Annotated in this window: 21 protein-coding genes and 1 pseudogene; 18 read left to right on the forward strand and 4 right to left on the reverse strand. The window is 68.4% G+C overall.

Annotated features, from left to right (window positions below):
* Nucleotides 1-71: 71 nt before the first annotated feature.
* From LOKHON_RS03610 to LOKHON_RS03625, 4 genes are all read left to right on the forward strand, one after another.
* Nucleotides 72-1952, forward strand: a complete 1881-nt coding sequence (locus LOKHON_RS03610; RefSeq protein ID WP_017927765.1) for an ABC transporter ATP-binding protein — start codon at nt 72-74, stop codon at nt 1950-1952.
* The gene (locus tag LOKHON_RS03615) at nt 1949-3781 is read left to right on the forward strand and encodes an ABC transporter ATP-binding protein (RefSeq protein ID WP_017927764.1); all 1833 of its coding nucleotides are present in this window, start codon (nt 1949-1951) and stop codon (nt 3779-3781) included. The genes LOKHON_RS03610 and LOKHON_RS03615 overlap by 4 nt, the downstream gene beginning before the upstream one ends.
* A gap of 18 nt (nt 3782-3799) precedes the next feature.
* The gene (locus LOKHON_RS03620) at nt 3800-5050 is read left to right on the forward strand and encodes a class I SAM-dependent RNA methyltransferase (RefSeq protein ID WP_017927763.1); all 1251 of its coding nucleotides are present in this window, start codon (nt 3800-3802) and stop codon (nt 5048-5050) included.
* An 89-nt stretch (nt 5051-5139) separates the two neighbouring features.
* Entirely contained in the window at nt 5140-5634 is a 495-nt protein-coding gene (locus tag LOKHON_RS03625) for a L,D-transpeptidase family protein (protein WP_017927762.1), read from the forward strand.
* Between the two features lie 57 nt (nt 5635-5691).
* On the opposite strand, the gene dalA is transcribed toward LOKHON_RS03625, so the two are convergent.
* Nucleotides 5692-6201, reverse strand: a complete 510-nt coding sequence (dalA, locus tag LOKHON_RS03630; protein ID WP_017927761.1) for a divisome-associated lipoprotein DalA — start codon at nt 6199-6201, stop codon at nt 5692-5694.
* Nucleotides 6202-6365: 164 nt separating this feature from the next.
* Here dalA and LOKHON_RS03635 point away from each other — a divergent pair, with 164 nt between their 5' ends.
* Nucleotides 6366-6965, forward strand: coding sequence for a L,D-transpeptidase (locus LOKHON_RS03635; RefSeq protein ID WP_017927760.1), 600 nt, complete (start codon nt 6366-6368; stop codon nt 6963-6965).
* 53 nt (nt 6966-7018) lie between these two features.
* Here the strand turns inward: LOKHON_RS03635 and hemH are convergent, their stop codons facing one another.
* Nucleotides 7019-8071 carry a ferrochelatase gene (gene hemH, locus LOKHON_RS03640; RefSeq protein WP_017927759.1) on the reverse strand — a complete coding sequence of 351 codons (1053 nt, stop codon included), beginning with the start codon at nt 8069-8071 and terminating at the stop codon, nt 7019-7021.
* Between the two features lie 115 nt (nt 8072-8186).
* Nucleotides 8187-9020 carry a methyltransferase domain-containing protein gene (locus LOKHON_RS03645; protein WP_036082294.1) on the reverse strand — a complete coding sequence of 278 codons (834 nt, stop codon included), beginning with the start codon at nt 9018-9020 and terminating at the stop codon, nt 8187-8189.
* A 37-nt stretch (nt 9021-9057) separates the two neighbouring features.
* On the opposite strand from LOKHON_RS03645, the gene LOKHON_RS03650 reads away from it, so the two are divergent.
* From LOKHON_RS03650 to LOKHON_RS03665, 4 genes and pseudogenes are all read left to right on the forward strand, one after another.
* Nucleotides 9058-9759: a ComFC family protein gene (locus LOKHON_RS03650; RefSeq protein WP_017927757.1), complete on the forward strand. Its 702-nt coding sequence runs from the start codon at nt 9058-9060 to the stop codon at nt 9757-9759.
* Between the two features lie 48 nt (nt 9760-9807).
* Nucleotides 9808-10065: a glutaredoxin 3 gene (grxC, locus tag LOKHON_RS03655; RefSeq protein WP_110549208.1), complete on the forward strand. Its 258-nt coding sequence runs from the start codon at nt 9808-9810 to the stop codon at nt 10063-10065.
* Nucleotides 10065-10899: pseudogene (locus LOKHON_RS03660) on the forward strand (carbon-nitrogen hydrolase family protein). The gene grxC and the pseudogene LOKHON_RS03660 overlap by 1 nt, the downstream one beginning before the upstream one ends.
* Nucleotides 10896-11339 carry a MarR family winged helix-turn-helix transcriptional regulator gene (locus tag LOKHON_RS03665; protein ID WP_017927754.1) on the forward strand — a complete coding sequence of 148 codons (444 nt, stop codon included), beginning with the start codon at nt 10896-10898 and terminating at the stop codon, nt 11337-11339. The pseudogene LOKHON_RS03660 and the gene LOKHON_RS03665 overlap by 4 nt, the downstream one beginning before the upstream one ends.
* A gap of 24 nt (nt 11340-11363) precedes the next feature.
* Here the strand turns inward: LOKHON_RS03665 and ubiG are convergent, their stop codons facing one another.
* On the reverse strand, nt 11364-12131 hold the full coding sequence (gene ubiG / locus LOKHON_RS03670) for a bifunctional 2-polyprenyl-6-hydroxyphenol methylase/3-demethylubiquinol 3-O-methyltransferase UbiG (RefSeq protein ID WP_017927753.1): 768 nt from the start codon (nt 12129-12131) through the stop codon (nt 11364-11366).
* Nucleotides 12132-12195: 64 nt separating this feature from the next.
* Here ubiG and pip point away from each other — a divergent pair, with 64 nt between their 5' ends.
* The 9 genes from pip (at nt 12196) to nusA (ending at nt 22442) form a co-directional block, all read left to right on the forward strand.
* Nucleotides 12196-13188 carry a prolyl aminopeptidase gene (gene pip / locus LOKHON_RS03675; protein ID WP_017927752.1) on the forward strand — a complete coding sequence of 331 codons (993 nt, stop codon included), beginning with the start codon at nt 12196-12198 and terminating at the stop codon, nt 13186-13188.
* 125 nt (nt 13189-13313) lie between these two features.
* Complete coding sequence (locus LOKHON_RS03680) at nt 13314-14306, forward strand: ABC transporter permease (protein WP_017927751.1); 993 nt, start codon at nt 13314-13316, stop codon at nt 14304-14306.
* On the forward strand, nt 14303-15475 hold the full coding sequence (locus LOKHON_RS03685; protein ID WP_017927750.1) for an ABC transporter permease: 1173 nt from the start codon (nt 14303-14305) through the stop codon (nt 15473-15475). The genes LOKHON_RS03680 and LOKHON_RS03685 overlap by 4 nt, the downstream gene beginning before the upstream one ends.
* A complete protein-coding gene (locus LOKHON_RS03690) occupies nt 15472-17115 on the forward strand; it encodes an ABC transporter ATP-binding protein (protein ID WP_017927749.1) in 1644 nt (547 codons plus the stop codon). The genes LOKHON_RS03685 and LOKHON_RS03690 overlap by 4 nt, the downstream gene beginning before the upstream one ends.
* A 47-nt stretch (nt 17116-17162) precedes the next feature.
* Entirely contained in the window at nt 17163-18707 is a 1545-nt protein-coding gene (locus tag LOKHON_RS03695; RefSeq protein ID WP_017927748.1) for an ABC transporter substrate-binding protein, read from the forward strand.
* A gap of 146 nt (nt 18708-18853) precedes the next feature.
* Entirely contained in the window at nt 18854-19327 is a 474-nt protein-coding gene (dps, locus tag LOKHON_RS03700; RefSeq protein ID WP_017927747.1) for a DNA starvation/stationary phase protection protein Dps, read from the forward strand.
* Nucleotides 19328-19588: 261 nt separating this feature from the next.
* Nucleotides 19589-20083, forward strand: coding sequence for a DUF2165 family protein (locus LOKHON_RS03705; protein WP_017927746.1), 495 nt, complete (start codon nt 19589-19591; stop codon nt 20081-20083).
* A gap of 158 nt (nt 20084-20241) precedes the next feature.
* Nucleotides 20242-20820: a ribosome maturation factor RimP gene (gene rimP / locus LOKHON_RS03710; RefSeq protein ID WP_017927745.1), complete on the forward strand. Its 579-nt coding sequence runs from the start codon at nt 20242-20244 to the stop codon at nt 20818-20820.
* Entirely contained in the window at nt 20820-22442 is a 1623-nt protein-coding gene (gene nusA / locus LOKHON_RS03715; RefSeq protein WP_017927744.1) for a transcription termination factor NusA, read from the forward strand. The genes rimP and nusA overlap by 1 nt, the downstream gene beginning before the upstream one ends.
* Nucleotides 22443-22449: the final 7 nt, after the last annotated feature.

Below are 22449 nucleotides of genomic sequence, written 5' to 3' on the forward strand. Positions count from 1 at the left end.
ATCGGGGCGATGCGCGTTTTCCTTTGGCGCGATCCGGCTTATATGCCGGTGGCACGCATTCGAGACATTCCATGTTCCGTTTTTTCGAAGGCCTCGTCGATCCCTATGGGGAGTACGAGCAGACCGATCATCCGCCGACGCGGCTGTGGCCCTTTCTGAAGGGATTCGCGGCGCCGTTTTCGCGCATCTTCTGGATCACCGGCATCCTGTCGGTGGTCGTCGCCGTGGTCGAGATCTGGCTGATCGCCTATATGGGCCGTCTCGTCGACCTGCTGGGCCGGGCCACGCCCGACAATGTCATGGCCCGGCACGGGCTGGAGCTTCTGGTCGTCGCTCTCTTCATCCTGGTCCTGCGGCCCGCCTTCCAGGCGGCGCATGTGCTACTGTTGAACAACGCGATCCTGCCCAATTTCGGCACCACCGTGCGCTGGCGCGCGCATCGGCACGTGCTGCGCCAGTCGGTCGGCTGGTTCGAGAACGATTTCGCGGGCCGCATCGCCAACCGGATCATGCAGACGCCGCCCGCCGCGGGCGAAGTGGTGTTCCAGATCTTCGACGCGATCACCTTCGCGCTGGCCTATGTGGTCGGCGCCGCCGTGCTCCTGGGCGAGGCCGACCCGCTGCTGCTCTTGCCGCTGCTGTTGTGGTTCGCGCTCTACGCCGCGCTGATGCGCTGGACCGTGCGCCGGATCGGCCCGGCTTCCGAGGCGTCCTCCAACGCGCGCAGCGCCGTGACGGGCCGTGTGGTCGACACCTATACCAACATCCACTCGGTCAAGATGTTCGCCCATCACGACCGCGAGCTGCAGGGCGCGAAATCGGTGATCGAGCACGCCCGCGCCACCTTCCAGCGCGAAATGCGGCTCTACACGATCATGGACGTGTCGCTGTCGGTGCTCAACGGGTTGTTGATCGTCGGCGTGGTCGGCTGGGGGCTGTGGCTGTGGATCACCGGGGCGGCGAGCGTCGGGGTGGTGGCGGCCGCCACGGCGCTGTGCCTGCGGCTCAACGCGATGACCGGCTGGATCATGTGGGCGGTGACCAATTTCTTCCAGAATCTCGGCGTCATCTCCGAGGGCATGCGCACCATCGCCCAGCCGATCACGCTCACCGATGACGACCGCGCCGGGCAATTGAAGGTCGCGCGCGGCGAAATCGCCGCGGTCGGTCTCAACCACCGCTATGGCCGCGACGCGGGTGGTGTCGGGCCGTTGGAGCTGACAATCCCGGCGGGGCAGAAGGTCGGTCTCGTCGGCGCCTCCGGCGCGGGCAAATCGACCCTCGTGAAGCTGCTGTTGCGCTTCTACGACCCCGAACGGGGCCGGATCGAGATCGACGGCCAGGACATCGCCCGCGTCACCCAGGACAGCCTGCGCCAAGCGATCGGCATGGTCCAGCAGGACAGCGCGCTGTTGCACCGCTCCGTGCGCGAGAACATCCTCTATGGCCGCCCCGACGCGACAGAGGCCGAGATGATCGCCGCCGCCCGGCAGGCCGAGGCGCATGATTTCATCCTCGACCTCGTCGATGGCGAGGGGCGGCAGGGCTACGACGCGCAGGTCGGCGAACGCGGCGTGAAGCTCTCGGGCGGGCAGCGGCAGCGCATCGCGCTCGCCCGCGTGATCCTCAAGGACGCGCCGATCCTCGTGCTCGACGAGGCGACCTCGGCGCTCGATTCAGAGGTCGAGGCCGCGATCCAGTCGACGCTGCACGAGATGATGGAGGGCAAGACCGTCATCGCCATCGCGCACCGGCTGTCGACCATTTCGCGGATGGACCGGGTGCTGGTGATGGAGGAGGGCCGCATCGTCGAGGATGGCACGCATGACGCCCTTCTGGAGCGCGGCGGCATCTATGCCCGGTTCTGGGCCCGCCAGTCGGGCGGCTTTCTCGGCATGGATGCCGATGGGGCCGAGGACGCCGCATCAAAGCCCACGGAGGCCGCCGAATGATCGACATCTCGCGCCTGATCGCGCCGTTCCGGCCCGCCAACGGCCCGCCCCCCGCGACGCTGTGGCGCTTTCTGCGCTGGGCGCTCTCGGGCAGCTTTGCCGTGACGGGGGTCAGCGCCGCCGTGTCGATGCTGGCCGGCGTGCTCGAAGTGCTCTCGGCGCTGATCCTTGGGCGGGTGATCGATGCGGCGCTGGCCGCCGGGCCGGATGGGTTCTTTTCGGGCCATACCGGCCTGCTTCTCGGCGTGATCGCCTTCTTCATCCTGCTGCGTCCGATCGTGATGGGCCTGTCGGGGCTGATGCAGAGCGTGGTGCTGCAGCCTTCGGTCTACACGCTGGTGCTGTCGCGGCTGCATCGCCACACGCTGGGTCAGGCGGTCAGTTTCTTCGACAACGACTTCGCGGGCCGCATCGCGCAAAAGCAGATGCAGGCCGCGCGCGCCACGACCGAGCTGACCGTCGACACGATCCAGACCGTGTTCTTCGCGCTGGCCTCTCTGGTCGGCTCGGCGCTCTTGCTGCTGACCATCGACGGTCTGACGGCGGGGCTGCTGACGCTGTGGCTTCTGGGCTATCTCGGCCTGATCCGACTCTACATGCCCAAAATTCGCGCCAGTTCCACCGCCCGCGCCTCGGCCCGCGCCATGGTGACGGGGCAGGTCGTCGACACGATCACCAACATCAAGACGGTGAAGCTGTTCGGCCATTCCGAGCACGAGGACCGCGCGGCGCTGGGCGCGATGCACGAATACCGCGAGCGGGCGCTGGGTTTCGGCGTGGTCTCGGCGGGGTTCCGGTTCTGGCTGATGGCGCTGGCGGGCGTGCTGCCGGTGATCGTCACCGGCGCGACGCTGTGGTTCTGGGGCCAGGGTGCCGCGAGCGCGGGCGACATCGCCGCCGCCGGGACCATCTCGCTCAGGCTGGCGCAGATGACCGGCTGGGTCAGCTTCACGCTGATGGGGATGTATTCCAACCTCGGCGAGGTCGAGGACGCGATCCACACGCTGTCGCCCGCGCATGGGCTGACCGACCGGACGGGCGCGCGCGAGCTGCAGCTGCATGAGGGAAGGGTGCGGTTTCACGACGTCCGCTTCACCTATGGCGGTGGCGCGGGGGGGCTGCGCGGCGTCGATCTCGACATCGCGCCGGGCGAAAAGATCGGCATCGTCGGGGCTTCGGGCGCGGGCAAATCGACGCTCGTGGCGGCGCTCTTGCGGCTTTACGACGTGGAGCGGGGCCGGATCGAGATCGACGGGCAGGACATCTCGGACGTGACGCAGGAAAGCCTGCGTCGCAGCATCGGCATGGTCACGCAGGACACCGCCATGTTCAACCGCTCGGCCCGCGACAACATCCGTTACGGATACCCGGATGCGCCGCAGGAGGCGGTCGAGCGCGCCGCCGCGCGGGCCGAGGCGCATGGCTTCATCGGCGATCTCGCCGATGCCAAGGGGCGCAGGGGATACGACGCGCATCTGGGCGAGCGCGGGGTAAAGCTGTCGGGCGGGCAGCGCCAGCGCATCGCCATCGCGCGCGCCATGCTCAAGGACGCGCCGATCCTCGTGCTCGACGAGGCGACCTCGGCGCTGGATTCGGAGGTCGAGGCGCAGATCCAGACCGCGCTGGAGCAGGCGATGGAGGGAAAGACCGTCATCGCCATCGCGCACCGGCTGTCGACCATTGCGCGCATGGACCGGATCGTGGTCATGGAGGGGGGCCGGATCGTCGAACAGGGCACGCATGACGACCTGCTGGAACGCGGCGGGGTGTATGCCCGCTACTGGACCCGGCAATCGGGCGGCTTCCTCGGGCAGGAGGCCGCGGAATAGACGCCTGAGGATGACGCCATGACCGAGACCCTGCCGCCGAACACCCCGCAGCCCGATCCCGCGCCGAAGGGCGAGGTGACGATCGAAGCGGTGACGCATCACGGCATGGGCCGGACGGCGGATGGCACGCTGGTGCCGCGCGTGCTGCCCGGCGAGGTGGTGACCATCGCCGCCGACGGCCCGAAGATCATCACCCCCTCGCCCGAGCGCGTCGCGCCGCCCTGCCGTCATTTCAAGGCCTGCGGCGGCTGCGCGATGCAGCATGCGAGCGATGGCTTCGTCGAAGGCTGGAAGGCCGAGATCGTGCGCACGGCGCTGCGCGCGCAGGGGCTCGACGGTGACATCGCGGGGGTCGAAACCTCGCCCGCCGACAGCCGCCGCCGCGCCCGTCTCGCGGGGCGGCGCACGAAAAAGGGCGCGCTGGTCGGGTTTCACGCCCGCGCCTCCGACACGGTGATCGAGGTGCCGGGCTGCCGGCTGATGCTGCCCGCGCTCACCGCGCTGATCCCGGCGCTGGAGCGGATCGCGGCACTCGCCGCCTCGCGCAAGGGCGAGGCCGGGCTCACCGTGACCGACAGCGAGGCCGGGCCGGACCTGCATATCGACACCGACAAGCCGCTGACCGAAGAGCTGCGCCTGTCGCTGCCCGAGATCGCGCGCGAGGCCGGGCTCGCGCGGCTGGTCTGGGCCGACGAGATCGTGGCCGAGCTGGTGCCGCCGGTGCAGCGCATGGGCCGGGCCCGCGTCGTGCCGCCGCCGGGCGCCTTCCTGCAGGCCACCGCGCATGGCGAGGCGGCGCTGTTGAAATGCGTGCGCGACGCCGTGGCGGGTGCCGATCGCATCGTCGATCTCTTTGCCGGCTGCGGCACCTTTTCGCTGCCGCTCGCCGAGCGGGCCGAGATCCACGCGGTCGAGGGCGAGGCCGCCATGCTCGCCGCGCTCGACCGCGGCTGGCGCGGCGCGGCGGGTCTCAAGCGGGTGAGCACGGAGGCGCGCGACCTGTTCCGCCGCCCGCTGCTGCCCGACGAGCTGAAGCGATTCGACGCCGCCGTGATCGACCCGCCCCGCGCCGGGGCGCAGGCGCAGGTGGCGGCGCTGGCCGCGTCTCACATCCCCGTGATCGCGATGGTTTCCTGCAGCCCGGCCAGTTTCGCGCGCGATGCGAAAACCCTTGTGGAACAGGGCTATGACATGGGGCCGATCACCGTGGTGGACCAATTCCGCTGGTCGCCGCATCTGGAGTTGGCGACACGGTTCACGCGCCGCTAACCCGGTGCGGCGATGCTCTCCCCCTAGGCGGGATTTGCGAAGTTCGGTAAGAATCGGCCAAACGGCATCAGACCGGGGCAGTGAGCATCATGACCATCGACAGACGCAAGTTCATCCTCGCCGCGCCGGCGCTCATCGCCGCCTGCGCAGGCCCGCAGACGCTTGGCTATGACGGCCCCAAGGTGACGTCGATCATGGCCTTCAAATCGCAGCGCAAGCTGTACCTGCTTCATGGCAACAAGGCGCTGAAGACCTATCCGTTCCAGCTCGGCTTCGCGCCGGTGGGCCACAAGCAGTTCGAGGGCGACGGCAAGACGCCCGAGGGCACCTACATCATCGACCGGCGCAACCCGCAGAGCGAGTACCACCTGTCGGTCGGAATCTCCTATCCGAACGCGCGGGACCGCGCCTTTGCCGCCGCGCATGGGCGCAGCCCCGGCGGCGAGATCTTCATCCACGGCACGCCGGACGTGGTCGCGGGTCGCAAGGACTGGACCGCGGGCTGCATCGCGGTGACCAACCCCGAGGTCGAGGAGATCTATGCCATGGTCGGCGATTACACCCCGATCTTCGTCAAGGCCTGAGCGCCGGGCGGGGGCGCACAGGCGCCCCCCGGCCTGCCCGGCGGGGGGGGGGGCGGTTCAGGCCGCCAGCACCATCGTCCACCAGATCTTGCCCGCGGGTTCCTGGTACCATGCGAGCCCCATCCGGGTCGCGGTGGGATCGAGGATCACGTCGCGCGTGGCGGGCTCCTCCATCCAGGCGGCGAGGGTCTCGAGCTCGGTCTCGTAGGTCTCCGAGATCGTCTCCCCCACGAGACGCCCGGTGAAGCCGACGCGGCGCAGCCGGTCCACCGGCGAGGAGCCGTCCGAGCCGAAATGCCAGGGCCGGTTCTGCACGCTCATGTCGCGCGAATGGGTCGCGGCGGCGGCGTTGAGCTGTGCGTCGAGAGACAGCTGCGACAGCCCGCGCGCCCGGCGCAGCGTGTTCACGCCGTCGAGCATCCGAAACGGGATCTGCGCCTCGTCCTCGGGCTTGATGCGGTAGACCTGCGGCAACGGAAGCCCGTCGGGGCCGATGCGGCCCGAGGGCGCGGCACAGGCCGAAAGGCCGGTGAGAAGAAGGCCGAGTATCAGCTCGCGTCGCTGCATGCGTCACCTGTGAAAACCAGAATGTGGGCCTGATTAGCGGCAGCTGCGCCGCAGATCAAACGGGATCGGCAAGGCCCCGCCAAGCCGCGCGCGCCGCGATTGCGCGCGCCGCGACCGGGCACTACGAAAATTGCGTGACGTCACCCCCTTTGCCGGAGATTCGCATGGGTCACGACCCCAAGGCGCCCACCCGCCGCGGCTTCATCGCCGCTTCCGCCGCCCTCGGCGCCACCGCTCTCGCCAGCCCGGCGCTGGCCCTCACGGGCTCCACCGAGGTCGAGAGCGAGATCTCCTCGGCGGTGAGCCGCAACCTGTCGAGCTTTCGCGCGCTCGACTGGCGGCCCTATTTCTCGGACCTGCGGGGCGGCGCGATCCTCGCCGACACCCAAAGCCGGGCGGTGCATTTCTGGAGCGAGGACGAAAGCGTCTACCGGCTCTATCCAAGCTCGGTGCCGCTGACGCCGGACCTGACCAAGCTGGGCCGGACCGAGATCATCAAGAAGGTCGAAGGCCCCGACTGGCGCCCGACGCCGTCGATGCGCGAGCGCAACCCCGAATGGCCCGAATACATCCCCGCCGGCCCCGACAACCCGCTCGGCACCCATGCGCTGTGGCTGACTTGGCAGTACTACCGCATCCACGGCACCCATGACACGCGCAAGATCGGGCGGCGGTCGTCCAATGGCTGCATCGGTCTCTACAACGAGCACATCGCCGAGCTGTTCGCGCTTTCGACCATCGGCACGCAGGTCATGCTGATCTGAGAGCGCGGCGGCCATGACGCGCAAAAGGGGGCCGCACGGGCCCCCTTTTCGTGTCAGATCCAGCCCGAGAGATTCTCGCGGATCACCCGCTCCAGCATGTCGATATGCTCGGGGTGATCGTTGAGACAGGGGATGTAGGTGAACGTCTCGCCGCCCGCATGCTCGAAGCTCTCGCGGATCTCCTCGTTGATCTCCTCGAGCGTTTCGATGCAATCGGAGGAAAAGGCCGGCGCGCAGACCGAGATGTTGCGCACGCCCTCTTCCTTGGCCAGCCGCGCGACCTCCTCGACCGTGTAGGGCTTGAGCCATTCCTCGCGGCCGAACACCGACTGGAAGGTGTTCACCACCCGCGTCTCCTCCCAGCCCAGCGCCTCGCGCAAAAGCCGCGTCGTCTTCTGGCACTGGCAATGATACGGATCGCCCTCGAGCAGATAGCGCTTGGGCAGGCCGTGATAGGAGCAGACCAGCACCTCGGGGCGGCTTTCGGGGGTGGGATGCGCGCGGCGGATCGAATTGGCCAGCGCCTCGATATAGTCGGGCCGGTCGAAATAGGGGTCGACCACGCGCGCCGTGGGCTGCCATTTCTCCTGACCCAGCGCCTTGAAGAAGGCGTCGTTGGCGGTGGCCGAGGTGGCGCCCGCGTAATGCGGGTAGAGCGGGAAGAACAGGATCTTGCGGCAGCCGTTCTCGACCATTCTCTGCACCACGGATTTCGTCGACGGGTTGCCGTAGCGCATGCAGAATTCGACCTGCACGCCATCGCCGTATTCCGCCGCGAAGCGGGCGCGCAGCGCGTCGGCCTGCTGGCGGGTGATGGTGCGCAGCGGGCTTTCGTTCAGCTCCTCGTTCCAGATCGAGCGATAGGCCGCGCCGGATTTCTGGGGCCGGGTCGACAGGATGATGCCCTGCAGGATCGGCTGCCAGATCAGCGGGTTGGCATCGACGACACGGCGGTCGGAGAGGAACTCCGACAGGTAGCGCCGCATCGAGCGGTAATCGGTGCCGTCGGGCGTGCCGAGATTGGCCACGAGGATGCCCACGCGGGATCGCGGCAGCGCCGGGTGGTCGGCGGGGGCGTGGGTCGGGCGGGTCGCGTCGAGCATCATCTGTCCTCGGGGCTGGCGTCTGGTTATGCGTATTTTTGGAACAAAGTAGCCGGAATGCGCACCCGGCAAGCCGGGCGCATGATCGACGCAATGGATAGGCTGGGGCCCGGCGGGGTCAATCGGCGCTTTCGTCACGGGCGCGGCGCAAGGCCTCTTCGAGGCTGTGCGTGGCCGAGCCGCGGCGCTTGGGCTGCGGCTGGCTGGCGGCGGGGGCCCAGCCGGTCAGGGTGATGACCTCGAACCGCGCGCCGACGCGGCCGTCCGCGCGGGTGTCGGTTTCGGCATAGAGCCGCGCGGCTTCGGCAAGAACGGCGCGGNGGGTGGGGCGGCGCAGGCGGCCCGCCATGGCGTTGGCTTCGCCCATGGCGCGCAAATCGCGCATCAGGTGGAACGGGGTTTCGTAGCTGACGTCGTAGGGCGTGCCGTCGGCCACCGGCAGCGCCAGACCCGCGCGCTGCAACAGCGCGCCGAGATCGCGGATTTCGCCCATCGGGGCGACACGCGGCGACAGGCCGCCGGTGATCGCGGTTTCGGCGGCGGTGAGCGCGGCGCGCAGCCCCGACAGGGTGTCTCCGCCCAGCAGCGTCGCGATCATCAGCCCGTCGGGGCGCAGCGCGCGGGCGCATTGGATCAGCTGCCCGATCGGGTCCTCGGCCCAGTGCAGCGACAGCGCGTGGATCACCAGATCATGCGCGCCCGGCGCGAGATCGAGGGTTTCGGCATCGGGCACGATCCGCGCGCCGGGCATCCGCCGGGCCCAGAGATCGGGCCAGGGCGTCACCACCGCGACGTCGGTAAAGCTGCGGTTAACCTCGGCGATCCTATCCTCGATGTCGTCGGCCACGGTGTCTTGCAAAAACAGGGCGGGCGCCCGCGCCGCGCGGGCGCGGTTGCGGGCGATGGCGGGGCGATCGAACAGGGCGGGGCGCTGGGCCGGGGTCGGTGACATGCGCCCGAGATAGGGGGCGCGATTGCGAATGCAAAGCATGTTGCGGGCGATCTACCCCTCGGCCTGCATGGGGTGCGGCGAATTGACCGCGGCGGATTTCGCGCTCTGCGGCGGCTGCTGGCGCGACACGCCGTTCCTGGGCGGGGCGCTGTGCGGGCTTTGCGCGCGCCCCCTGCCGGGCGAGGCGGAGCCGGGGCTCGTCTGCGACGACTGCCACGCGCAGCCGCCGCCATGGGGCGCGGGGCGGGCGGTGCTGCGATACCGCGACGGCGCGCGGCGGCTGGTGCTCGCGCTCAAGCATGGCGACCGCACCGATCTCGCCCGGCCGATGGGCGGCTGGATGGCGCGCGCGGCGGCGGATCTGGTGCGGCCCGGCATGCTGGTGGTGCCGGTGCCGCTGCATCGCGGGCGGCTGTGGCGGCGGCGCTACAACCAGTCGGCCCTGCTGGCCGCGCGGCTCGCGCGCGAATTGCGGATCGACCGATGCCCCGACGCGCTCTGGCGGCGGCGCCCCACCCCGAGCCTGTCGGGCGATGCCGGGGCGCGGCATGCCGCACTCGCCGGGGCGATCGCGCCGCATCCGCGGCGCGGCGCGCGGATGCGCGGGCGGCCGGTGCTTCTTGTCGATGACGTGCTGACATCCGGCGCGACGCTCGCGGCCTGCGCCCGCGCGGCCCGCGCGGCGGGCGCGGAAGAGATCTGCGTGATCGCACTGGCCCGCGCGGCCCCGGATGCCTAGATCAGGGAAAGACCCGCAATTTCCGGAGGCTCATCCATGCCCGACGCGATCCCGCAGATCGAAATCTACACCTCGCCCACCTGCGGCTACTGCCACGCCGCCAAGCGGCTGCTTGCCCACAAGGGCGTCTCCTACAACGAGATCAACGTCGCGGCCCAGCCCGAGCGGCGCGCCGAGATGGTCCAGCGCGCCAATGGCGGCCGCACCGTGCCGCAGATCTTCATCGGCGGCACCCATGTCGGCGGCTATGACGACATGGCGCTGCTGGACCGCCGCGGCGGTCTCGACCCGATGCTGGGCAAGTGATCCGCGCCGCGCTCTTGCAGCTCACGGCTTCGGACGATCCGGCGCGGAACACCGAAGTTCTGCGCCGGATGGTCCGGGACGCCGTGGCGCAGGGCGCGGATCTGGTCTGCACGCCCGAGGTGTCCAACTGCGTCTCGGCCAGCCGGGCGCGGCAACGCGCGGTGCTGACACGCGAAGCGGACGACCCGATGCGCGCCATGATGCGCGACGAGGCGGCGCGGGCGGGGGTCTGGATGGCGCTCGGCTCCATCGCGGTGAAGACCGGCGATCCGCAGGGGCGCTTCGCCAACCGCTCGTTGCTGATCGGGCCGGATGGCGAGATCCACGCCCGCTACGACAAGATCCACATGTTCGACGTCGCGGTGAGCGAGACCGAGACCTACCGCGAATCCGCCGGGTTCCGGCCCGGCGACCGGGCGGTGCTGGCGAAGACGCCGTTCGGGGGGGATCGGGCTTTCGATCTGCTACGATGTGCGCTTCGCGCATCTCTACCGCGACCTGGCGCAGGCGGGGGCCGGGATCCTGCTGGTGCCGTCGGCCTTTTCGCCGGTCACCGGCGCTGCGCATTGGCAGACGCTGCTGCGCGCGCGGGCGATCGAGACCGGCTGCTTCGTGCTGGCCGCGGCCCAGACCGGGCGGCACGACGCGGCAAAGGGCCGGGCGCGCGAGACGCATGGCCACAGCCTTGCCGTCGATCCGTGGGGCACGGTGCTCGCGGATGCCGGGACGGCACCCGGCGTCACATGCGTTGATCTGGACCTCGATGCGGTGGCACAAGCGCGGCAGAGGGTGCCGTCGCTCACCCATGATCGCCCCTATGATGGACCCACATGAGCCAGCCCGTCGACAATCTCGCCATCACGCTGTTCAGCGAGATCCTCGCCGTCGACCAGCTGGCGCGCAACACCATGGCGCGGGTGCTTCCCAAGGGCATGGAGCTGTCGCATTTCTCGGTGCTCAACCACCTCGCCTTTTCGGGCACGGAGCGGACGCCCGCGCAGCTGGCCCGGACGTTTCACCTGACGCGCGGCGCGATGACCAACACGCTGGGCAAGCTGGAATGGGCCGGCTGGGTGCATATCCGCCCCGACTGGGACGATGCGCGCCGCAAGCTGGTCGCGATCAGCCCCGCCGGGCTCGAGGCGCGCAACGCCGCCGTGGCCGCGATCACGCCGATCGTGTCGGACGTGGTCGAACGGGTCGGCCCCGAGCGCGCCCGCGCGGCACTGCCGGTGCTGCGCGAGCTGCGGCTGCGGCTGTCCGACGTGGATTAGGCCGCGACCGGCGCGGGGCCGGGCTCAGAGCGTGACACGCTCGGGCCGCAGGCTGGCGGTGACGTAGTTCACCGAAAGATCCCGCTCCGACAGCGACCAGCTCCACGAGATCGGGTTGAACACCATGCCCTTGCGGTCCACCGGGGTGAGCCCCGCCTGCCGGAGCAGGTCGTAAAGCTCGTCGGGGGTGATGAACTTCTTCCAGTCATGCGTGCCCTTGGGCAGCCAGCGCATCACCCATTCCGCCCCGAGGATCGCCATGCCGAAGCTCTTGGCGTTGCGGTTGAGCGTGGAGCAGATGTGCAGTCCGCCGGGCTTCAGAAGGTCGTGGCAGGCGGTGAGGTAATCGAGCGGCGAGGCGACATGCTCGACCACCTCCATGTTGAGCACCACGTCGAATTGCTCGCCAGCCGCCGCCATGTCCTCGGCGGTGGTGTGGCGATAGTCGATCTCGAGCCCCGACTGCTCGGCATGCAGCTTGGCCACGGGGATGTTGCGCGCCGCCGCATCCGCGCCGATCACCGTGGCGCCGAGCCGCGCCATCGGTTCGCAGAGCAGCCCGCCGCCGCAGCCGATATCGAGCAGGCGCAGCCCCTGAAGCGGGGCCTTGGCCGAAAGGTCGCGCCCGAACTGCGCCGCGATCTGCTCGGTGATGTAGCCCAGTCGACAGGGGTTGAGCATGTGCAGCGGCTTGAACTTGCCGCTCTCGTCCCACCATTCGGCGGCCATCGCCTCGAACTTGGCGACCTCCTGCGCGTCGACGGTGGAGCGGGCGGTATCGGGCTCTGGCATGGTTTCGGTCCTTCTTGGTCGCGGGCGGGTGACGGCATGATGCTTGTGACTATATAGATCTGGAATGGACAAGGTCTCAGGTCACCGCCGCGCCATCGCGCAACTTCACCCTCCCGTCGAGCCCTTCGACCAGCGCATGGTCGATGTGGGCGACGGGCATCGCATCTATGTCGAGCAATGCGGCAACCCCGACGGCAAACCGGTCGTGGTGCTGCATGGCGGGCCGGGGGGGGGCTGCTCGCCGGCGATGCGGCGCTATTTCGACCCCGCGGTGTGGCGCATCATCCTGTTCGACCAGCGCGGCTGCGGCCGGTCGCGCCCGCATGCCGCCGTCGAGGCCAACACCACCTGGCACCTCGTCGCCGACATGGAGCAGATCCGCGAGATGCTGGGCATTGATCGCTGGGCGCTGTTCGGCGGCTCGTGGGGGGCGACGCTGGCGCTGATCTACGCGCAGACCCACCCCGAGCGGGCCGCGGCGCTGATCCTGCGCGGCGTGTTCCTGATGACCGAGCCCGAGCTGCACTGGTTCTATGGCGGCGGCGCCGGGCAGTTCTGGCCCGAGCTGTGGGAACGCTTCGTCTCGATGATCCCCGAGGCCGAGCGCGACGACCTGATCGCGGCCTATCACCGGCGGCTGTTCTCGGGCGATGGCGGCGTCGAGCTGCGCCATGCGCGGGTCTGGGCGGCGTGGGAAAACGCGCTGGCCTCGATCGACAATGACGGCCCCTTGGGCGAGGGCCCGGCGGAATATGCCCGCGCCTTCGCGCGGCTGGAGAACCATTATTTTCACAATCGCGGCTTTCTCGCGCCGGGGCAGGGCATTCTCGAACGGATGGACCGGATCGCGCGGATCCCCGGCCTGATCGTGCAGGGGCGCTACGACATGATCTGCCCGCCCGCAGGCGCGCACCGGCTGGCATCGCTCTGGCCTGCCGTGACGCTCAGGATGATCCCGCGCGCGGGCCATGCGCTGTCGGAGCCGGGCATTTCGGCCGAGCTGGTGCGCGCCACCGACGCGCTGGGGCGCGGCAATGACGGGCCGATCTTCGGCTGAGGACGTAAGGTAATCCTTGCAAGGCTTTACAGCTTGCCGGGCATCGCTAACCTATCCCCCAACAAGAAGGTGCCGAACCGCACCGAACCCGGCCCATCACGGGCCACAGGGGAGAGCTCGACAGTTTGGGGAGCGTGATCAGGATCGTCCTGCAGCGTCTGGCGCTTGGCCTGTTGACGCTGCTCATCGTCTCGGCGGTGATCTTCGGCGCGGTGAACCTGCTTCCCGGCGATTTCGCGCAGGCCGTGCTCGGCCAATCCGCGACGCCGGAGGCGGTCGCCGCGATCCGCACCCAGCTCGGGCTCGATCAATCGCTGCCCGTCCGCTACGCGGGCTGGCTGTGGGACGCGGCGCGCGGCGATCTCGGCGTCAGCTTCGCGCAGGCCAACTTCGCGAGCTTCACGGGGCGGGTCGACCCCTCGGCCACGGTGCTGGCGCAGATCGCGCCGCGTTTCGCCAACACCATGTTCCTCGCCGGGGTCACGGCGGCGATCGCGGTGCCGCTGGCGGTGGGGCTCGGGATTCTCGCGGCGCTGTGGCGCGACACGGCCTTCGACAAGGGCGCCAACATCGCGACCCTGTCCTCGATCTCCAGCCCCGAATTCTTCGTGGCCTACATCCTGATCCTGCTGCTGGCGGTGGTGAACCCGGTGCTGCCGTCGCTGTCCAACATCTTTCCCGGCATGAGCTTTGGCGAAAGGCTGGAAAAGACGCTGCTGCCCGCGCTCACCCTGACGCTGGTGGTGACGGCGCACATGATGCGCATGACCCGCGCCGCGATCCTCAACCTCATGGCTCAGCCCTATATCGAGATGGCCCGATTGAAGGGGATGCGGCCGCTGCATGTCATCCTGCGCCACGCGCTCCCCAACGCGCTGGCGCCGATCGTCAACGTGATCGCGCTCAACCTCGCCTATCTGGTCACCGGCGTCGTCGTGGTCGAGGTGGTCTTCGTCTATCCCGGCATCGGCCAGCTTTTCGTCGACAGCGTCAAGCTGCGCGACATCCCCGTGGTGCAGGCCTGCTGCCTGATCTTTGCCGCCGCCTACATCCTGCTGAACCTGACCGCCGACATCCTGTCGATCCTGTCCAACCCGCGGCTGAGGCACCCGAAATGAGTCTCTGGTTCTGGATCATCGCCGCGCTCGTCGCCATCGCGGCGCTCGCCCGGGTCGGCCTCTGGGCCGCGCGGAAGCTCAGCGGCAACGCGCCGCGCTTTCGCGACATGTCTTATGGCGTGGCCTTCGGCTACGCGCTGGCGCTGGCGGCGATCGCGGCGGGCGTCTGGCTGTGGATGAAGCCCGGCGCGGTGTATTTCCGCTGGGCGGTGATGGGCTTCGCGATCTGCGCGGTCGCGGCCTACCTGTTTCGCCTCATGGGGCGGCATGTCGGGCCCGAAAGCCTGAAGCGGCAGTTTCGCAAGATGCCGCTCACCGCCGCCTTCGGCATCCTCGTGATCATCCTCTATGCCGTCGTCGCGATCTTCGCGGGCTGGATCGCGCCGCATGGGCAGGAGGCGGTGCTGGGCGCGGCCAACATCGTGCCCGGCGGCGATCCGGCGATGGGGGGCGACCCGGCCTTTCCGCTCGGCACCGACCGGATCGGGCGCGACATCCTCTCGCGGCTCATCTACGGGGCGCAGAACACCGTGGGCCTCGCCTTCGCCACGACGCTGCTGGCGTTTTTCCTTGGCGGCGCGCTGGGGCTTCTGGCCGCTGTCGTCGGCGGCTGGCTCGACCAGGTGCTGAGCCGGGGCGTCGACGTGCTGATGGCGATCCCGTCGCTGATCTTCGCGCTGCTGCTGCTCACCATCGCGAGCGTCTGGGCCGAGGGCGCGCGCGGCCTGATGACGCTCTACATGGTGCTGATCATCGCGGTGATCGACAGCACCCGCGTGTTCCGCCTTGCCCGCGCGGTCGGGATCGGCATCGTGGTGATGGATTATGTCGAGGCCGCCAAGCTGCGCGGTGAAGGCATGGGGCACCTCGTGTTCCGCGAGATCCTGCCCAACGCCATGGCGCCGCTTCTGGCCGAGTTCGGGCTGCGTTTCTGCTTCGTGTTCCTGACCATCGCCTCGCTGTCGTTCCTCGGGGTCGGCATCCAGCCACCGCTCGCGGATTGGGGCACCATGGTCCGCGATCTGGCGCAGTTCATCAATTTCGCGGCCTTCGCGCCGATGGTGGCTCTGGCGCCGCTCTTGCCGGCGCTGTCGATCGCGGTGCTGACCGTGGGGGTCAATTTCGTGGTGGACTGGATGCTGCACCGTTCCTCGGGGCTGAAATCATGACCCCGCTTCTGGAAATCCGCGATCTGTGGATCGAGGGCCGCTCGGACGAGGATTGGCACCCGATCATCAACGGCGTCGACCTGACGCTGGGCCGGGGCGAGGTGCTCGGGCTGATCGGCGAATCCGGGGCGGGCAAATCCACCCTCGGCCTCGCCGCGATGGGCTATGTGCGCGACGGGGTGCGGATTTCGGGCGGCTCGGTCAGGTTCGACGGGCTCGACCTGATCCACGCCTCGACCGAGGAAAAGCGGTCGCTCTTGGGCCGCCGCATCGCCTATGTCGCGCAATCGGCGGCGGCGAGCTTCAACCCGGCGCACAAGCTGATCGACCAGCATGTCGAGGCGCCGGTGCGCCACGGCGTGCAGGACCGGGGCGAAAGCGTCGAGGACGCGATCGAGCTTTATCACAAGCTGCGCCTGCCCAATCCCGAGGAGATCGGCTTTCGCTACCCGCATCAGGTCTCGGGCGGGCAGTTGCAGCGGGCGATGACGGCGATGGCGATGTCCTGCCGCCCCGATCTCATCATCTTCGACGAACCCACCACCGCGCTCGACGTGACCACGCAGATCGAGGTGCTGGCCGCGATCCGCGACATCGTTGACCAGTTCGGCACCTCGGCGATCTACATCACCCACGATCTCGCGGTGGTCGCGCAGATGGCCGACCGCATCAAGGTGCTGCTGCGCGGCGACGAGGTCGAGACCGCGACGACACGGGCGATGCTGGAGCATCCGCGCGAGGAGTACACGAAATCGCTCTGGGCGGTGCGCGGGTTCGAGCGGCCCGAAAAGCCCGCGCCGGGGCCGGACAGCGTGCCGATCCTTTCGGTCGATGGCGTGACGGCGGCTTACGGCGAACAGGTGGTGCTCGAAGAGGTATCTTTCGACATCCACCCCGGCCGCACCGTCGCCGTGGTGGGCGAAAGCGGATCGGGCAAATCGACCACGGCGCGGGTCATCACCGGGCTCTTGCCGCCGCGCGGCGGGGCGGTGCGGTTCGAGGGCGCGCCATTGCCGCCGGGCTATCGCCAGCGCTCGAAGGACCAGCTGCGGCAGATCCAGATGATCTACCAGATGGCCGACACGGCGCTGAACCCGCGCCAGAGCATCGCGCAGATCATCGGGCGGCCGGTGCGGTTCTATTCCGGGCTCAGGGGGCGCCGCTTGCGGGCGCGGGTCGACGAGCTGCTGGAGCAGATCGAGCTGGACCCCGCCATCTTCCGCGACCGGCTGCCGGGCGAGCTGTCGGGCGGGCAGAAGCAGCGCGTCGGCATCGCCCGCGCGCTGGCCGCCGAGCCGCGGCTGATCATCTGCGACGAGGTGACGAGCGCGCTCGACCAGCTGGTCGCCGAAGGCATTCTTCGGCTGCTGGCGCGGCTGCAGGACGAGCTGGGCCTGTCCTACATGTTCATCACCCATGATCTGGCCACGGTGAAGGCGATCGCCGACGAGGTCGTCGTGATGAAGGAAGGCCGGGTGATCGAACAGGGCCCCAAGACCGCGATGTTCACGCCGCCACACCACCCCTATACCGACCTGCTTTTGTCCTCGGTGCCCGAAATGGACCCCGACTGGCTCGACCGGCTTCTGGCCGAACGGGGAGTTGAGGCACTCGGCGAGCAGGCCGCTGATAAGATGTGATCGAATCGGCCCCCGCAGAGGGGCAGGGAACCAAGAGGGAGACCACCATGCTGCCACAGATCAGCCGCCGCGGACTGCTCCGAAGCGGGGCCGCCGCGGGCCTTTTGTCCGTCACCGGCCTGCCGCTGCGCGCCCAGTCGCGCGGGGGCACGCTGCGCCTCGGCCTCGCAGGCGCCAACACCTCCGATAGCTGGGACGGGCGCACCCATTCCGACACCTACATGATCACCACCGCCTATGGCGCGGTGTTCGACTGCCTGACCGAGATCGCCGCCAATGGCGAGCTGGTGGGCGAGCTGGCGACCGGTTGGGAATCGACGCCGGACGCGAAGACATGGACCTTCGATCTGCGGCAGGGCGTGACCTTCCATAACGGCGCGCCCTTCACCGCCGATGACGTGATCGCCTCGCTCAAGCTGCATCTCGACGAGGACGCGAAATCCGCCGCCCGTCCGATCGTCGCGCCGATCACCGAGATGAAAAAGCTCGGCGAGCATCAGGTGCAGTTCGTGCTGGAGGCGGGCAATGCCGACTTCCCGTTCCTGATGTCGGACTATCACCTGCTGATGTACCCGCATGAGAACGTCGAAGAGGCGATCGCGCAGGGCATCGGCACCGGGCTCTACAAGGTCGAAAGCTTCGATCCCGGCGTGCGCACGCTCCTGTCCCGCGTCGACGGGCATTACAAGGACGGCAAGGCCGGCTGGTTCGACCAGGTCGAGGTGATCGCGATCAATGACGGCTCGGCGCGGATGACGGCGCTGATGACCGGGCAGGTCGACGCGGTGAACAATGTCGAGTTCCAGGTCGAGCCGCTGCTGAAAGCCAACCCGAACCTTGCGCTCAACGAGGTGACGGGCAACCAGCACTACACCTTCCCGATGCTCACCGACCTGAGCCCCATGGACAATCTCAAGGTGCGCCAGGCGCTCAAGCACGCGGTGCGGCGCGAGGAGCTGGTCGAGAAGATCCTGCTCGGCCACGGCGCGGTCGCCAATGACCACCCGATCGGCCCGGCGAACCAGTATTACCATGCCGATCTGGAGCAGAATGCCTACGACCCCGAGAAGTCCAAGGCGCTTTTGAAGGAGGCCGGTCTCGACGGGCTCAGCATCGACCTGTCGGTGTCCGAGGCGGCGTTCTCTGGCGCGATCGACGCGGGGCTTTTGTATCAGGCCAGCGCCAAGGAGTGCGGCATCGACATCAACGTCGTGCAGGAGCCGGCGGATGGCTACTGGTCCAATGTCTGGATCAAGAAGCCGTGGTGCGCCTCCTATTGGTCGGGCCGTGTCACCGAGGACTGGATGTTCACGCTGGGCTACGAGACGGGTGCGGCGTGGAACGACACGCATTGGGAGAACCAGCGGTTCCAGACGCTTTTGAAGGACGCGCGCGCCGAGCTCGACAGCGACAAGCGCCGCGACATGTATCACGAGATGCAGGCGCTGTGCTCCAAGGAGGGTGCGACGGCGATCCCGATGTATGCCAACTTCGTCGACGGCTATAACACCAAGCTCGGCCACCCGGAGGTGGTCGGCAACGTGTTCGATCTCGACAGCAACCGGATCTGCGAACGCTGGTGGATGGCCTGACGGCCCACCCCCCCGCGTGTATCCATGACGGCGCGCCGCCCCTCGGGCGGCGCGCCTTTTCGTTGCGACCAGAGCGCGCAGGAACCGCATTTCGGCGCGGGCGTTGGCAAGGCAACGAACGCAATCTCGCACGAGAGAGGATACCCATGCCCGAGAATTTCGCAGGAGAGCTGAACCAGGACGTCCGCACCCAGATGGTCGACCTGCTCAACAAGAACCTCGCCAACATGCTCGCCCTGACGCTGGCGGTGAAGCAGGCGCATTGGAACCTCAAGGGGCCGGGCTTCATCGGCGTGCACGAGCTTCTGGACGACGCGGCCGACCGGCTGCGCGAGGGCGCCGACCTGATGGCCGAGCGCGCGGTGATCCTGGGCGGCTTTGCCCGCGGCACCGTCGAGGTGGCGGCCGAGAAGGCGCAGATGGACGCCTACCCGGTCGAGATCACCGACATCAAGCAGCATGTCGAGGAGCTGAAGTCGCGCTACATGTTCGTCGGCGGCGAGATCCGCAAGGCGATGGAGGAGGCGGGCGACGCCGGTGACGAGGACACCGCCGACCTGTTCACCGAAGTCAGCCGCACCGTCGACAAGGATGCGTGGTTCATCGGCGCCAATAGCTGATCCGCGCGATCCGTCGCCACGAAAGCGGCCCGCTCCCCGATCGGGGGCGGGCCGCTTTTCGTTCGGGCATGCGCCGATGCTGACGGCCCGGTGGGCCTTTGGATTCGCGTGGGGCGTGTTGGCGTTGCCGGAGGCGGATGAGTGACACTCAGAGAAGATAGGATTTTCGCGCATGGACAGGCGCGCGCCGTCGCGGCCTATCTGTCGGCGAACACAACCTGAGGCATCGCGCCGCGATGCCCAGCCCTCGAAAGGTCCGCCATGCTCGTCCGCCTTTGCAAGATCGCGATGCTTCTCGGTCTCGCCGTCTTCGCCTTCCTCGTCACGCTCAACAACATCGTCGATTACGGCTCGAACTTCGCCTTCGTGCAGCACGTGCTGTCGATGGACACGACCTTCGAGGGCAACGCGCTGATGGGGCGTGCGATCACCACCGAATGGATGTGGCACGCGGGCTACTGGCTGATCATCGCGGGCGAAGGGCTGACCGCCCTGCTGCTCGCCGGGGGGGCGGTCGCGATGTTCGCCGCGCGGCACGCGCCCGCGCCGGACTTCGCCGCCGCGAAAAGCTGGGCCGTGCTGGGCGCGACGACTGGCTTCATGGTCTGGTTCGTCGGCTTCATGGCGATCGGGGCGGAGTGGTTCCTGATGTGGCAGTCCGAGATCTGGAACGGCCAGCAGCCCGCCTTCCGCTTCTATATCAGCCTTCTGGCGGTGATCATCTTCGTGACGCAGCCCGAGCCCGAAACCCGCTGACACCGGGCCGGGGGCACGTCTGGACACAGCACCCTTGCAGACTCGGGGCGCGCCCTCTATATCCCCCTCAGAACAGCGGCGCGCCGGCCTCCACAACCGGCGCCCACCGGGAAAGATCGACGGGCCGCTGGCCCGTTTTTTTGTGCTTGGAGGACCTCATGTCCGACCTCATCGCCAAGGCCGCGATCGACCGCCGCGTCCAGGAGATCATCGAACCCGTCATCGCTGACATGGGGTTCGAGCTGGTGCGCGTGCGGCTGATGTCGGGCAAGACCTCGACGCTGCAGATCATGGCGCAGAAGCCCGACGGCACGATCGAGGTCGACGACTGCGGCGAGATCTCCACCGCCGTCTCGGCGGTGCTCGACGTGGAGGATCCGATTCTCGACGCCTACACGCTCGAGGTCTCCTCGCCCGGCATCGACCGGCCCCTGACCCGGCTCAAGGATTTCGAGCGGTGGAAGGGCTTCGAGGCCAAGATCGAGACCGAGGAGCTGATCGACGGCCGCCGCCGCTTCAAGGGCGAGCTCGCGGGCGTCGAGGATGGCGAGGTGCTGATCGAGATCGAGGAAGGCACGATCGGGCTGAAGTTCGAGTGGCTCTCGGACGCCAAGCTGGTGCTGACCGACGAGCTGATCCGCGACGTGCTGCGCTCGCGCAAGGATGCGGGGCAGATCGACGAGACCCAATTCGACGATGTTGAAACCATCATTGATGGTGATGAGGAGAACGACTGATGGCCATCACGTCCGCAAACCAGCTGGAGCTTCTGCAGACCGCCGAGGCGGTGGCGCGCGAGAAGATGATCGACCCCGCGCTCGTGGTCGAGGCGATGGAAGAGAGCCTCGCGCGGGCCGCCAAGTCGCGCTACGGCGCCGAGATGGACATCCGGGTCAGCATCGACCGCAAGACCGGCCGCGCCCGCTTTACCCGCGTGCGCACCGTGGTCGCCGATGACGAGCTGGAGAATTACCAGGCCGAGTTCACCGTCGAGCAGGCCAGGCAGTACATGGACGACCCGCAGGTCGGGCAGGAATTCTCGGAAGAGGTGCCGCCCGTCGAGCTGGGGCGCATCGCCGCGCAATCGGCCAAGCAGGTGATCCTGCAAAAGGTCCGCGAGGCCGAGCGCGACCGCCAGTACGAAGAGTTCAAGGACCGCGCCGGCACGATCATCAACGCCACCGTCAAGCGCGAGGAATACGGCAACATCGTCGTCGAGCTGCCCGGCGCGGGCGAAGCCGTGCTGCGCCGCAACGAGAAGATCGGCCGCGAGGCCTACCGCCCCGGCGACCGGATCCGCTGCTACGTCAAGGACGTGCGCCGCGAGGTGCGGGGCCCGCAGATCTTCCTGTCGCGCACCGCGCCCGAATTCATGGCCGAGCTGTTCAAGATGGAAGTGCCCGAGATCTACGAGGGCATCATCGAGATCAAGTCGGTGGCCCGCGACCCCGGTTCGCGCGCCAAGATCGCGGTGATCAGCCATGACGGCTCGATCGACCCGGTCGGCGCCTGCGTCGGCATGCGCGGCTCCCGCGTGCAGGCCGTCGTCGGCGAGCTTCAGGGCGAGAAGATCGACATCATCCCGTGGAACGAGGACATGCCGACCTTCCTCGTCAACGCGCTGCAGCCGGCCGAGGTCTCCAAGGTGGTGTTCGACGAGGATGCCGAGCGGATCGAGGTCGTGGTGCCCGAGGAGCAGCTGTCGCTCGCCATCGGCCGTCGCGGCCAGAACGTGCGTCTTGCCAGCCAGTTGACCGGTCTCGACATCGACATCATGACCGAGGAACAGGAGAGCAAGCGCCGCCAGGCCGAGTTCGAGACCCGCACCAAGCTGTTCATGGACACGCTCGATCTCGACGAGTTCTTTGCGCAACTTCTCGTCTCCGAGGGGTTCACAAATCTCGATGAGGTCGCATATGTCGATCAGGACGAGCTTCTGGTGATCGACGGCGTCGACAGCGACACCGCCGCGGAGCTTCAGGCGCGCGCCCGCGATTACATCGACGCCCAGAACAAGGCCGCGCTGGAGCGGGCCCGCGAGCTGGGCGCCGAGGACAGCCTGATCGGCTTCCCGGGTCTCAGCCCGCAGATGGTCGAGGCGCTGGCCAAGGACGGCGTGAAGACGCTCGAGGATTTCGCCACCTGCGCCGACTGGGAGCTGGCCGGCGGCTGGACCACCGAAGGCGGCGAGCGCGTGAAGGATGACGGCGTGCTCGAGCCCTTCGAGGTCAGCCTCGAAGAGGCGCAGGAGCTGGTGATGACCGCGCGCGTGGCGCTCGGCTGGGTCGATCCCGACGAGCTGGCCGCCGAGGAGGCCGCGGCCGCCGAGGCCGCGCAGAACGAAGAAGAAGAGGTCTGAAGCACGC

The organism is Limimaricola hongkongensis DSM 17492 (assembly GCF_000600975.2).
GTDB lineage: Bacteria > Pseudomonadota > Alphaproteobacteria > Rhodobacterales > Rhodobacteraceae > Limimaricola > Limimaricola hongkongensis.

Bases quoted from the DNA above. Each gene is read 5' to 3' on its own strand.
- LOKHON_RS03705 (WP_017927746.1), top strand. From the start codon at position 19,589: ATGCTCGTCCGCCTTTGCAAGATCGCGATGCTTCTCGGTCTCGCCGTC.
- LOKHON_RS03695 (WP_017927748.1), top strand. From the start codon at position 17,163: ATGCTGCCACAGATCAGCCGCCGCGGACTGCTCCGAAGCGGGGCCGCC.
- LOKHON_RS03650 (WP_017927757.1), top strand. From the start codon at position 9,058: ATGTTGCGGGCGATCTACCCCTCGGCCTGCATGGGGTGCGGCGAATTG.
- dps (WP_017927747.1), top strand. From the start codon at position 18,854: ATGCCCGAGAATTTCGCAGGAGAGCTGAACCAGGACGTCCGCACCCAG.
- LOKHON_RS03625 (WP_017927762.1), top strand. From the start codon at position 5,140: ATGACCATCGACAGACGCAAGTTCATCCTCGCCGCGCCGGCGCTCATC.
- LOKHON_RS03635 (WP_017927760.1), top strand. From the start codon at position 6,366: ATGGGTCACGACCCCAAGGCGCCCACCCGCCGCGGCTTCATCGCCGCT.
- dalA (WP_017927761.1), bottom strand. From the start codon at position 6,201: ATGCAGCGACGCGAGCTGATACTCGGCCTTCTTCTCACCGGCCTTTCG.
- nusA (WP_017927744.1), top strand. From the start codon at position 20,820: ATGGCCATCACGTCCGCAAACCAGCTGGAGCTTCTGCAGACCGCCGAG.
- rimP (WP_017927745.1), top strand. From the start codon at position 20,242: ATGTCCGACCTCATCGCCAAGGCCGCGATCGACCGCCGCGTCCAGGAG.
- LOKHON_RS03620 (WP_017927763.1), top strand. From the start codon at position 3,800: ATGACCGAGACCCTGCCGCCGAACACCCCGCAGCCCGATCCCGCGCCG.
- ubiG (WP_017927753.1), bottom strand. From the start codon at position 12,131: ATGCCAGAGCCCGATACCGCCCGCTCCACCGTCGACGCGCAGGAGGTC.
- hemH (WP_017927759.1), bottom strand. From the start codon at position 8,071: ATGATGCTCGACGCGACCCGCCCGACCCACGCCCCCGCCGACCACCCG.
- LOKHON_RS03665 (WP_017927754.1), top strand. From the start codon at position 10,896: ATGAGCCAGCCCGTCGACAATCTCGCCATCACGCTGTTCAGCGAGATC.
- LOKHON_RS03685 (WP_017927750.1), top strand. From the start codon at position 14,303: ATGAGTCTCTGGTTCTGGATCATCGCCGCGCTCGTCGCCATCGCGGCG.
- LOKHON_RS03615 (WP_017927764.1), top strand. From the start codon at position 1,949: ATGATCGACATCTCGCGCCTGATCGCGCCGTTCCGGCCCGCCAACGGC.
- LOKHON_RS03690 (WP_017927749.1), top strand. From the start codon at position 15,472: ATGACCCCGCTTCTGGAAATCCGCGATCTGTGGATCGAGGGCCGCTCG.
- LOKHON_RS03610 (WP_017927765.1), top strand. From the start codon at position 72: ATGTTCCGTTTTTTCGAAGGCCTCGTCGATCCCTATGGGGAGTACGAG.
- pip (WP_017927752.1), top strand. From the start codon at position 12,196: ATGGACAAGGTCTCAGGTCACCGCCGCGCCATCGCGCAACTTCACCCT.